The 12028-nt window shown below is 67.9% G+C and carries 11 protein-coding genes; 2 read left to right on the top strand and 9 right to left on the bottom strand.

All coding sequences use genetic code 11. The features are described 5' to 3' along the window. Positions 1–98 precede the first annotated feature (98 nt). Positions 99–473, bottom strand: coding sequence for a DUF3307 domain-containing protein (locus ACZ5CM_RS13440; protein ID WP_464639307.1), 375 nt, complete (start codon positions 471–473; stop codon positions 99–101). Positions 474–706: 233 nt separating this feature from the next. Here ACZ5CM_RS13440 and ACZ5CM_RS13435 point away from each other — a divergent pair, with 233 nt between their 5' ends. After that, on the top strand, positions 707–3715 hold the full coding sequence (locus ACZ5CM_RS13435) for a cyclic nucleotide-binding domain-containing protein (RefSeq protein ID WP_464642616.1): 3009 nt from the start codon (positions 707–709) through the stop codon (positions 3713–3715). 50 nt (positions 3716–3765) lie between these two features. On the opposite strand, the gene ACZ5CM_RS13430 is transcribed toward ACZ5CM_RS13435, so the two are convergent. The 8 genes from ACZ5CM_RS13430 to ACZ5CM_RS13395 form a co-directional block, all read right to left on the bottom strand. Then, the gene (locus ACZ5CM_RS13430; protein WP_464642614.1) at positions 3766–4065 is read right to left on the bottom strand and encodes an ArsR/SmtB family transcription factor; all 300 of its coding nucleotides are present in this window, start codon (positions 4063–4065) and stop codon (positions 3766–3768) included. A 113-nt stretch (positions 4066–4178) separates the two neighbouring features. Beyond that, positions 4179–5411 (bottom strand): mandelate racemase/muconate lactonizing enzyme family protein, encoded by a 1233-nt coding sequence (locus tag ACZ5CM_RS13425; RefSeq protein ID WP_464639306.1) that lies wholly within the window; start codon positions 5409–5411, stop codon positions 4179–4181. 12 nt (positions 5412–5423) lie between these two features. Further along, entirely contained in the window at positions 5424–6068 is a 645-nt protein-coding gene (locus ACZ5CM_RS13420; protein ID WP_464639305.1) for a LysE family translocator, read from the bottom strand. A 3-nt stretch (positions 6069–6071) separates the two neighbouring features. Beyond that, positions 6072–7163, bottom strand: a complete 1092-nt coding sequence (locus ACZ5CM_RS13415) for a Zn-dependent alcohol dehydrogenase (protein WP_464639304.1) — start codon at positions 7161–7163, stop codon at positions 6072–6074. 229 nt (positions 7164–7392) lie between these two features. Continuing rightward, positions 7393–8727 carry a lyase family protein gene (locus tag ACZ5CM_RS13410; RefSeq protein ID WP_464639302.1) on the bottom strand — a complete coding sequence of 445 codons (1335 nt, stop codon included), beginning with the start codon at positions 8725–8727 and terminating at the stop codon, positions 7393–7395. After that, entirely contained in the window at positions 8727–9515 is a 789-nt protein-coding gene (gene pcaD, locus ACZ5CM_RS13405; protein WP_464639300.1) for a 3-oxoadipate enol-lactonase, read from the bottom strand. Before pcaD ends, ACZ5CM_RS13410 begins: the two co-directional genes overlap by 1 nt. A 62-nt stretch (positions 9516–9577) precedes the next feature. After that, a complete protein-coding gene (locus tag ACZ5CM_RS13400) occupies positions 9578–10555 on the bottom strand; it encodes a threonine ammonia-lyase (RefSeq protein ID WP_464639298.1) in 978 nt (325 codons plus the stop codon). Positions 10556–10604: 49 nt separating this feature from the next. Further along, complete coding sequence (locus ACZ5CM_RS13395; protein ID WP_464639296.1) at positions 10605–11294, bottom strand: haloacid dehalogenase type II; 690 nt, start codon at positions 11292–11294, stop codon at positions 10605–10607. A 105-nt stretch (positions 11295–11399) separates the two neighbouring features. On the opposite strand from ACZ5CM_RS13395, the gene ACZ5CM_RS13390 reads away from it, so the two are divergent. Further along, positions 11400–11996, top strand: coding sequence for a hypothetical protein (locus ACZ5CM_RS13390; RefSeq protein WP_464639295.1), 597 nt, complete (start codon positions 11400–11402; stop codon positions 11994–11996). Positions 11997–12028 lie beyond the last annotated feature (32 nt).

Genomic DNA, 12028 nt, shown 5'->3' with positions numbered 1-12028 from the left:
GTTGCAGCCCCGGTTCTCCTGTCCGCCCGGTCCCACCGTCATCGGATGCCATCACCGGATGCGCCGCCTGAAACACCGGCCATACGTGCGACGGGCGCCTACATGGCGGCAAAACGGACCCACGCCCAGACCATGGCGATATAGGTGAACTGGTGGAGGGCCTGATCCAGCCCCGCCGCGCGCCAGAATCCGGCCTGAAAGGGATCGAAGTCGCGCGAATCGCAGTAACGCGCCTTGATCCAGTCGATATGGAAATGCGCGATCCATTCCAGAACCACGAGGATGGCGATGAAACCGGGAGGCGCGCCGATCAGCCCGAACGCGATCGCCGACCCGACGACATGCACGCCGGCATGTTGCGCCCGGCCCAGGTGCAGATATTCGCCCCGCCCCGACAACATCCGCCTCGTCTGCAGGAAGTAGTCCGCAAACATGTGCTTGATCTGCACGAGGCTGAACAGAATCAGGACCATCCCGACGATATCCGACAACCCGATCCCTCCCCTCCGGTTGGTCGCGGTCAGCTTAGGGCCTATCGTCGGCACCTGCAAATGCCCTGACCGATGTTCCGTCGCGTCGGGAAACGAATCCGTTTGCACGGCCCGTTGCGGGATTGTTACCCTTGGACGATCGCCCGCCCGTCGGCGGGCCACAGGCGCGCGAATGCGCAGGACCGTTCCTTGCGTCACAGTTCGGAGTTGAAGAAATCGAACCTTCGCTTTTCCGATTCATCTGGAAATACTCGAAACGTGATCAGCTGATCCTTCTGCTGGTCACGGTGGCGCTCTTTCCGCTGCTCTACCTCACTCTGGAGTTGCCCAAGCGCATCATCAACGATGCCATCGGTTCGTTCAGCGCAACCATCGATGTGCTGGGCTACCGCGTCGATCAGATCGTGTTCCTGTGGATCCTGTGCCTGGCCTTTCTGGCGGCGGTGCTGGCCCATGGCCTGCTGAAAATGCGCATCAACACCATGAAGGGTGTCCTCAGCGAACGGATGCTGCGCCGTTTCCGCTATCAGCTGATCTCGCGGGTTCTGCGGTTCCCGCAACCCTACTTCGAGCGGGTCAGCCAGGGCGAGCTGGTCTCCATGATCACCGCCGAAAGCGAACCCATGGGCGGCCTGATGGGGGATGCGATCAGCCAGCCGGTCCTGCAGGCGGGGCAGATGGGCACGATCCTGTTCTTCCTGTTCTCGCAAAGCCTGTGGTTCGGGCTGGCGGCGGTGGCGCTGATCCCGTTGCAGGCGTGGCTGATCCCGCGGATGCAGCGCCAGATCAACCAGCTCAACAAGAGGCGCATCCAGGAGGTGCGCGCGCTTGCCGGCGAGATCGGCGAAACCGCGACGGGGGCAAGCGCCCTGCGCACCAGCGGCGGCTGGCGGTATCGGCGGGCACTGATCACCCGGCGGCTGGGGCGGCTGTTCGAGATCCGCTTCCAGATCTACCAGAAGAAATTCTTCATGAAGTTTCTCAACAACTTCATCACCCAGCTCACGCCGTTCTTCTTCTACGCGGTGGGCGGCTATCTTGTCTTGCAGGGGGAGGTGTCGCTTGGCGCTCTGGTGGCGGCGCTGGCGGCCTACAAGGACTTGAGCTCGCCGTGGAAGGAGTTGCTGACCTACTACAACCAGACCCAGGACATGGCGGTTCGGTGGGACATCATCATCGAGCGCTTCGCTCCGCCGGGCATGATCGACGAATCCCTGTTCGAGGGCGATCCCGAGGAAATCCCGCGCCTGACCGGCGACATCGTGCTGGATCACGTCAACGTGCGCGACACCGACGGCAATGTCGTGCTTGAAGATCTCGCCGTCACCCTTCCCGGCGGCAAGACCTGCGCGATTGCCGTTCCGGACGAAGAGGACCGCCGGGCGCTTGCCGCCCTGCTGACGCGCGAAGTTCTTCCATCCCGGGGCGAAGTGACCATGGGCGGCCTGCGTCTGCGCGATCTGCACCAGAAGGTCATTGCCCTGCGCATCGGTCATGCGACATCGAAGCCGGCGCTGTTTCAGGGCACGTTCGGGGACAACGTCTTGATGCCGGTCCGATACCGCCCGGTGGGGGAACCCGCCGACCCCGGCGCGCTGGCCGAGGCGCTGCGCACCGGCAACAGCCCCGATCCCTTCGACGCGGACTGGACCGACCCGACACTGGCCGGGTTCGAGTCCGAGGAAGAACTCCGCCGCTGGTGGTTGCGGCTGATTTCGGGGCTGGGGCCGGGCGCGGCGCTGTTGCGCCGCGGGCTGGAGCAGGAATTCGATCCCGCCGCCCATCCCGAACTTGCCGCGCGCCTGGTCGAGTTGCGCCCCAAGGTCCGGCAGGCGGTGAAGGATGCGGGGCTTGACCAGTATACCTATTTCTTCGATCCGGACCTTTACAACCCGGCCCTGCCGGTGGCCGAGAACCTCCTGTTCGCCATACCCCGCGTCGAGATCACGCAAGAGGTTCTGGCCCGCCAGACCGCGTTCCTGGCCCAGCTTCACCGGCTCGGGCTGGACGAGGGGCTGGTGCGCATGACCCGCGACGTGATCGACATGCTGCGCCAGATCTTCGGGCGCGACGGCACCGATCACCCGCTGTTCCGGCGGCTCGGGGTCGAGCCGGCCACCTATGAGAAGGTGGTCGATCTGGTGGACCGGACCCGCGATGCCGGCGCCTCGGCCCTGTCCGACGAAGAACTCTCCTACCTGCTGACGGTGCCGATCCGCATCTCGGCCGAACAGATCGGCCCGGCCTTCACCGATGACATGAAGGCGCGCATTCTCGAGCTTCGCCAGACTCACGGGCGCGAGCTTCTCGCCACCCTGGACGGCCTGTTCGAGCCACTGGACGAGAGCCGGTTCTCGCCCGGGCTGACGGTCCTGGAAAACGCGCTGTTCGGAAAGGTGTCGGAAATCGCCGGGGCCAAGGCGGACGAGGTGCGCAGGCTGGTGGCGGACGTGCTGACGGAAAACGGCGCGCGGGATCTTGTGGTGGAACTGATCTACGACCTGCCGATCGCCGTTGGCGGGCAGAACCTTCCGGCCACCTTCGCCGAGCCGCTGGCGTTCTGCCGGGCCACGATCAAGCGGCCCGACATCCTGATCCTCGACCGGGCGCTGGCAAGTTTCGACATGGAGACGAAGATTGCCGTGTTCCGCAATCTGCGCGGCTTGCTGCCGGAAGCCACGTTGATCTATCTTGAACCCTCATTCGAACATGCAGACGCGTTCGACATGTTCGTGGAGGTCGAACAGGGCCGGATCGTGAGCGAAGAAGTCCATATCCGCGAAGAGGAGGAAAGCGCCGCCAGTGCCGACCTTGCGCGCAAGGTCCGGGCGTTGGAGCAGGTCCCGATGTTTTCCGGCCTCGACCGCCGCCATCTGCGGCTTCTCGGTTTCGGCGCGCGCTGGTATCATGCCAAGGCGGGCGAGGCGGTGTTCCACAAGGATGACGACCCCACGGACGGTGCCTACGTGGTGATCGAGGGCGAGGCCGGCCTCTACCTGCCCCATGAAGACCGCGAAGACGAACTGATCGCCAGGGTCGGTCCCGGCGCGCTGGTGGGCGAGTTGGGCCTGATCCGCAAGGAGCCCCGCGCACTGAGCATGATCGCGGAAACCGACCTGACCTGCCTGCGCATCGGGGAAGAGGAATTCCTGGCCGTGGTCGAAAACGACGCGGCCGTGGCCTACAAGCTGTTGCAGGTGGTCGCGGGTTACGTTTCGAACTGAATCGCTCCGGCTGCCGGGCTTCTGCTTCGGTGGCGGGTGGCCGCCGGCGCTCAGGCCTGCGGTTCTTTCTCCTTGCCGCAGAACAGGGAATACAGCAGGCCGATGACCTGCTCGGTCTTGTCGTCTGCCAACGAATAGTAGATCGTCTTGCCGTCCCGCCGGGTGGCGACCAGCCCTTCCTCGCGCAGGCGGGCCAGCATCTGGCTTACCGCTGCCTGCCGGATGCCCAGAAGCTGTTCGAGTTCGCCGACAGATTTTTCGCCCGCCCCCAGGTGGCACAGGATCATCAACCGCCCTTCATGTGCCAGCGTCTTGAGATAGGCTGCCGCGTCGGTCGCGTTCGCCGCCATTTCGTCGGTGGCATTCGGGGTCATCTTCTGCGCAGGTTGAACTGTCACGGGGCACCCATCCTGAAAATATTCAATTCTCGGTATGCTATCACGACCGCGCCGCGGATGTGAAGTCACTCCTCCTGTGCCGGCGCGCCACCCTGAAAGGTGTTCCCTCGCGCATGGTCGCAGGGGGCCTCCTGCATCTGGAGATGCAGCCCGTCGCCCGACCAGGGATGGGCGCGGGCAAGATCTTCATCCACCTCGATCCCGAGGCCCGGCGCGTCGGGCGGGGTGACGAAGCCGTCTTCGACGCGAATGCCTCCCCCGATCAGCGCATCGTGAAACGGTGTTTCGATGGTTTCCAGCAGCAGGAAATTGGGAATCGAAGCGGCCAGGTGGACGTTCGCCGCCCATTCCACCGGCCCGGCATAGAGATGCGGTGCCACCTGCGCATTGTGTGTCTCGGCGATCACGACGATTTTCCTGGCCTCCCAGATGCCGCCCGCCCGCCCCAGCGCGGGCTGCAGGATGCTGGCCGCGCCCGCGCGCAGCACGGCGGCGAATTCGCCCTTGGTCGTCAGGCGTTCGCCGGTGGCGACGGGAATGCGCACGGCCCGCGCCACCTGCGCCATTGCCGCCACGTCGTCGGGCGGGACCGGTTCCTCGAACCACAGCGGCAAGAACGGCTCCAGCGCCTGCCCCAGCCGGATCGCGCCGGCGGTCGAAAACTGACCGTGGGTGCCGAACAGCAGGTCGGCACGCTCGCCCACCGCCTCGCGGATCGCCTCGCAGAACCGGACCGAAAGCGAGATGTCCCGCATTCCCGGCATGTGCCCGCCGCGGATCGTGTATGGGCCGGCAGGGTCAAATTTCACGGCGGTGTAGCCGCGCCGGACCATTTCGGCCGCAGCTTCCGAGGCCATCTCCGGCGAGGTCCAGAATTCCCGCATCGGGTGATGGGGCAGGGGGTAGAGGTAGGAATAGGCGCGCAGCCGGTCGTTCATTCGCCCGCCCAGCAATGCCCATACTGGTCGCCCGCGATCCTTGCCGAGAATGTCCCAGCAAGCGATCTCCAGCCCCGAAAACGCCCCCATCACCGTAAGGTCCGGCCGCTGGGTGAAGCCCGAGGAATAGGCGCGGCGGAACATCAGCTCGATATTCTCGGGACTCTCGCCCGCCATGTGGCGGGTGAACACGTCGCGGATCACGTGGCCCATCGCCTCCGGGCCGACCGAGGCGGCATAGCATTCCCCCCAGCCGACAATCCCGGTATCCGTGGTCAGCTTGACCAGAACCCAGTAGCGCCCGCCCCAGCCCGGCGCCGGCGGGGCGGTGACGATGATGTCGAGATCGGCAAGCTTCATGGCCGGCTCATCTCATCGCGCCTCGCCTGACAGTGCCAGCTTCAGCCCCAGCGCCACCAGCAGCACGCCCAGGGTCCGGTCCATCCACCGCCCGAAGGTCGGGTTGTCCCGCAGTCCGGCCATGAGGCGATGGGCCAGCACCACCAGAAGCGGCTCGACCAGTGCCGCGACGGCGATGATCAGCATCCCGTGCAGGAGCAGCTGCGCCGGCACCGGCCCGGCGCCGGGCACCACGAACTGCGGCAGGAAGGCGAGGAAGAACACCGCCACCTTGGGGTTGAGCAGCGCGATCAGGATGCCCTGCCGGAACACCGCGCCCGGGCGCGGCGGCGGCCCGCCCGCGGCCCCGGACACGAAGCGCCGGCCGCCCGAGCGCAGCGCCTGCACGCCCAGCCAGATCAGATAGGCCGCCCCGATCCACTTCACCGCCGTGAAGGCTGTGGCCGAGGCCACCAGCACCGCCGACAGCCCCAGCGCGGCCATCAGCACATGGCCGAAGGCGCCGGCCGAGATGCCGAACATCGCGGCAAATCCGGCGCGCCGCCCGCCCTGCGCGGTCCGTCCCAGGATGAAAGCAATGTCCGGCCCCGGCGACAGGTTCAGCAGAACCGCCGCCCCGAAGAAGGTGGTCCAGTGCAGCAGCGAATAGTCGAACATGCCTCAGTCTCCGAAGACGATCACGTTGCGCCGCGCGCCGCCGGCCCTGGTGTCGGCGATTGCCTCGTTGATCTGCTCCAGCCGCCAGCGCCCCGAGATCAGCGCGTCCAGCTTCAGCCGCCCCTGTTCATAGAGGTCGATCATCCACGGGATATCGCGCTGGATCACCACGTCGCCCATCTTGGAGCCGATCATGCCCTGGCCGATGGCGGCCATGACCACGGGTTCGTAGCGGGCCTTTTCGCCCGAATGCGGCATGCCGACAAGAACGGCCCGCCCGCCCCGACACAGGTAGCGCGGCGCCTGTTCATAGGCCGCAATCGCCCCCACGGTGACCAGAACCAGGTCCGCCCCGCGCCCGCCCAGCGCCTTGTAGCTGGCCCGCCACGGCGATTTCTCGGTGGTCAGAACTCCGTGGGTCGCACCGAATTCGCGGGCGACTTCAAGCTTCTCCTCGCTCATGTCCACGGCGACGATGCGCCTGGCGCCGGCAATGCGCGCGCCCTGGATGGCATTCAGCCCCACGCCGCCGGCCCCGATCACCACCACGTCCTGGCCCGGCCGAATCCCGCCCGCGTTCACCACTGCGCCCACGCCGGTGATGACACCGCATGACAGCAGGCAGGCCACGTCCTTGGGCATGGTCTGCGGGATCTTCACGACCTGGCTGTGATCCACCACGACCTTTTCCGCGAATGCCCCGCAGGCCATGGCCTGAAACAGCGGCTCGCCATCGACGGTCGTGATCGGCCCCTTCAGGCCATCGATCGGCGCCTCGCAGATGGTCGGCCTGCCCGAGGCACAGGACGGGCACGACCCGCAGGCGCGGATCAGGGTCACGATTACCGCATCTCCCGCCTCGATCCCGCCCGCGCCGGGGCCGACCGCAGTCACCGTACCCGCAGCCTCGTGTCCATAAACGGCGGGCAGGGGGCCTCCCCACGCGCCTTCCGCATAGGAAATGTCGGAATGGCAGACCGCGACCGCGCCCAGCGTCACCTCGATCTCGCCCATGCCGGGGGGGGCGATGTGAATGTCCTCGATCACCAGCGGCGCACCAAATTCCCGGCACAGGGCGGCCTTGATCTTCTGCATGGCGCTTTTCTCCCTCCTCCTGCTCCGTCCCAGCTTCCCGCTACCGTGAACCGGGCGCGCGCCACAGACAAGAGATCTCCGGCGTCGCGCCGTCACGTTCTTTTTCTGGCCTGCAAATATCCCGGGGGAGTCGCCCGGCACGGGCGACGGGGGCAGAGCCCCCGGCAGGCGCGTGCACCCCTTTCCCCCCCCCCCTGTTTCCCCCGCGCCGGCGCGATCTTTTGCCGGCTCAGCCGGCAAGCGCCCGCGCGGCGGCGGCAAAGGCGCGGGCCTCGTCGGGCGCTCGCCCCATCTGCCGCGACGGATCGAACAGGGTGGCCACATCAAGCCGGGGCCAGTCCCGCGCCACCAGATCGGTCAGCGAGGCGCCACTTTCCATCGCTTCGCCACACAATGCCTTGGTCGCGGCCTGCGCCTCGGGTCGCGGCAGGCAGGATGCCAGTGCAAAACTCAGCGCCTCGGCGTGGATGAGGCCCCCCGTGGCCTCCAACGCCGCAGCCATCGCTTCGGGGCGGGGCGCCATTGCGGCACTCAACCCGCGGGCAATGCGGGCCGCCGCGGCCGCCCCCAGGACGATCTGCGGCAGACACATCCACTCGGCAAACCATGCTCCGCCGTCGCGCTGGTGACGCTGAACCGCTGCGTTCTGGAGGATGCCCACAAGCCCCGCCACCTGCCGGGACAGCGCGACCAGCACCGATGGCGCCACCGGGTTGCGCTTCTGCGGCAGGGTCGAGGACGCGCCCGCCCCTCCCGGATCCAGTTCCCCGACCCCGGTCTGCGCCAGCTCGACCGCATCCTCGCCCAGCTTGCCAAGGGCGATCGTCAGGCGGGCCAGCCAGCCGCCGATCTTCAGCACCGGACCCCGGTCGGTGTGCCAGTCGCGGCCGGGATCGGACAGCCCCAGCGCGGCGGCCAGATCCGCCCGCAGCGCCGCCGCCTGCGGACCCAGCTGCGAGGCAGTCCCCGTCGCCCCCGACAGCGACACCAGCAGGCAATCCTCGCGCAGACCGGGCAGCTCTTCCAGCAGCCCCGCCAGGGGCCAGCCCCAGCCCGCCACCACCGCGCCGAAACTGGTGACATTCGCGTGCTGGCCGAAGGTCCGGGCCGGCATCGGCAGATCGGCATGGGCTTCGGCCAGCCGCGCCAGATCACCAAGCATCGCCTTCACATCGGTCTCGATCAGCGCCAGAGCCCGGCGCAGCCGCAGCATCAGGGCGGTGTCGATCACGTCCTGCGATGTGGCGCCCCAGTGGACGTATTGCGCATGTTCAGGTGCCGCCATCGCCTCGCGGAAGGCCGCGACGAGGCCGGGCACGCAGACCCCGTTTTCGCCGGTGGCTTCGGCCAGCCCCGCGGGATCGATCCCGACCTCCATCGCCGCGCGGTCGATTGCCGCGGCGCTTTCGGCCGGAATGATCCCGCGCGCGCCCTGCACCCGCGCCAGCGCCCCCTCGACCAGCAGCATGGCGCGGATTTCGGCGCTGTCGGTGAACAGCTTCCCCGCCTCGCCGGTGGGAAAGAGGCGCGCGAAGATGGCGCTGTCGAACAGGGATGCGGCCATCAGAGATGCCCCACATCGCGCAGGAAATCGGTCAGGATGCGGGCATATTCCGCCGGTTGCTCGACACAGGGGAGGTGGCCGGCGCGGCGGATCAGGTGAAAGCGCGACCCCGGCACCAGATCCACGGTCTCGCGCACCAGATCGGCCGGGGTCGAGCCGTCATCCGACCCGGCAATGCCCAGCACCGGCAGGCGCAGTCCGCTGGTGGTAGTGTAGAAATCGGTTCCCGAAATCGCCGCCGAGCAGCCCGCATAGCCCTCGGCCGGCTGGCGCACCAGCATGTTGCGCCACAGCGCCAGCTCCGGTGTGGCGCGGAAGGCGCGGGTGAACCAGCGCTCCATGGTGGCATCGGCCAGCGCCTCGATCCCGTGCGCCTTCACTGCGGCGATGCGTTCGTCCCAGATCTCGGGCGTGCCGATCTTCGCGCCGGTGTTGGACAGCACCAGCGCCCGCACCAGGTCGGGCCGCTTCACCGCCAGCCCCTGGGCGATCATGCCACCGATCGAGAGGCCCACGAACACGCAGTCGCGGACCTCCAGCCGGTCGAGCAGGCGTTCGGTATCGCGCACCAGCGCGCCCATGGTGTAAGGCCCCGGCGGCAGCGAGGACAGCCCATGTCCGCGCTTGTCATGGCGGATGATACGCAGCCCCTTCGGCAGCAGCGGCACCACCGCATCCCACAGCCGCAGATCGGTGCCCAGCGAATTGGCAAAGACCACCGGCGCGCCCTCGGGGTCGCCGTCGATGCGGTAGTGCAGCTGAACATCCCCCAGATCGGCCATGTGCATGGATCATTTCCCCCTCGTGTCCGGCAACGGGTATATCGAAGCGGCCGGCGCGGCGCAAAGCGTTACGGCGCAAAGCGTTCCAGCGCCGTGCGGAACAGCGCTGCATCCACATTGCCCCCCGAGACGACCACGATCACCGTGTCCGCTTCGATCCGGCTGCGGTGAAACAGCGCCGCCGCCAGCGCCACCGCCCCGCCCGGTTCGGCCACGATCCTGAGCCGCGCGAAGGCCTCTGCCACGGCCCGCATGGCCTGATCGTCGGTGACGGCAAGGCCCGGCCCGCACAGGCGCTTGAGGATCGGGAAGGTCAGCCGGCCCGGCGCAGGCGTCAGGATCGCGTCGCAGATCGAACCGGCAAGCCGGTCGTTGCCGACGATCCGGCCCGCGGCCAGCGAACGGGCGGTGTCGTCAAAGCCCTCGGGCTCGACCGGGCGCAGGCGCATGCCCGGCGCGCGTGCCTCCAGTGCCAGGGCGACGCCCGCGCTCAGCCCGCCGCCGCCGCAGGGCACCAGCACCTCGGCCCGGCTCACCCCGAGCTCTGCGGCCTGTTCGGCGATTTCCAGCCCCACCGTGCCCTGCCCGGCAATCACCGCCGGGTCGTCGAAGGGCCGGATCGGCGTCAGCCCGCGCGCATCGGCCAGCTCGGCGGCGATGGCGTCGCGGTCGTCGTTGGCGCGGTCGTAGAGAACCAGTTCGGCCCCCAGCGCGCGGGTGCCCTCGATCTTCGCCCGCGGGGCGTCGCGCGGCATCACGATCACCGCCGGCACGCCGCTGCTGCGCGCCGCCATCGCCACGCCTTGGGCATGGTTGCCACTGGAAAGGGCGATGACCCCGCGCGACCGCAGCGCCGGATCCAGCGCCGAGATTGCCGCCCAGGCGCCGCGGAACTTGAAGCTGCCGGTATGCTGGAGGCATTCCGCCTTCACCAGCACCCGCCGCCCGGCAATCTCGTCAAGGGCGGGGGCGCTCAGCAGCGGCGTGCGGCGGGCGCGGCCGGCCAGCCGCCCGGCGGCGGCCTCGATCATGGCCAGCGAGGTCATGCCGATTCCCCCGGCCCGCCCCGCTGCCCGGCGATTGCTGCCGGCCCCGTCACCGGATGCCCGCCAGCGCCGGAATGCCGGTCAGGTCCGCCACCACATGCGCCGGTTTCCACGGCAGGCGTTCCATCGGCTCGTCAGCGCGGTTGGCCCAGACGCTGACAAAGCCGAACCCCGCCGCCGACGCCGCGTCCCACCCGTTCGACGACACGAACAGGACCTCGTCATCGGCGCAGCCGAAGTGCTGCCCGACAAGCGCATAGACCCGCGCGTCGGGCTTGAAGACGCCGACGTTTTCCACCGACAGAACCGCATCGAGAACGCCCCCGATCCCGGCCGATCTCACCGCCCCGTCCAGCATGTCGGGCGAGCCGTTCGAAAGGATCGCGGTCTTCAGCCCCGCTTCCTTGAGGGCCTCCAGCATCCCCGGCACCTCCGGGTAGGCCTGGAGTTCCCGGTAGAGATCCAGCAGCCGCCGTCGCAGCGCCGGGTCCCCGTCAAGGCCGGTGGCCTCCAGCGCCCAGTCCAGCCCGTCCTGCGTGACGGACCAGAAATCGGCATGGGCATCGGCGATTGCGCGCAGCCATGTATATTGCAGCTGCTTCGTCCGCCAGTGCGCGGCAAGCTCGGCCCAGCGCCCGGCCAGGGCCGGAAACTCCGGCCCGGCGGCGGCCTGGCGTGCAGCGGCCGAGACATCGAACAGCGTGCCATAGGCATCGAAAACGCAGGTGGTGATCGGCATCGGTCATTCCCCTTTCTCCGGCGACAGTGGCACGGTGGCTGGCGACAGGGAAGGGGGGTGCCTATCTTGTCCTTCACCGTGCCACAGACAGGGGAACATCGGGCCATGGCAAGCAGGATCGACACATTGCGCGACCGGATTCGCGATCTGCAGCGGCAACTTGACGCCGAATGGGAGGCGCGCCGGCAGCGTCTGCGCTATCACCTGGAGCGGGGACGCGTGGTGTTCGAGGAGGGCGTTCGCGAACGCCACCGCGCCGCGCGGATGCGCCTGCGCGACTTCCTGTCGGCGACGCGTCCGCTGGTGGTGCTGACCGCGCCGGTGATCTACGGGCTGATCGTGCCGCTGGTGCTGCTCGACCTGGCCGTCACCCTGTATCAGCGGATCTGTTTTCCGGTCTATGGCATCCCGCGCGTGCCGCGGCGCGATTTCATCGTCATCGACCGTCATCACCTTGCCTATCTCAACGCGTTGCAGAAACTGAACTGCGTCTATTGCGGCTATGCCAACGGCCTGATCGCCTATGTGCGCGAGATCGCCTCGCGGACCGAGGCCTACTGGTGCCCGATCAAGCATGCCGCAAGGGTGCGCGGGGTGCATGAGCGCTATGCCGACTTCATGGATTACGGGGACGAGGACCGCTTCATCGAGAAATGGGCGCAAAGCCGGGCAAGGCTGAAGGGGGGGAACGGGACGGTTTGACGCGGTCGGGTTTACATCCCCCGCAGGCCCTG

Source organism: Piezobacter thermophilus (genome assembly GCF_055386745.1).
Note: the sequence above shows the minus strand (reverse complement) of the source record. Positions and strands in the feature narration are given on the sequence as shown.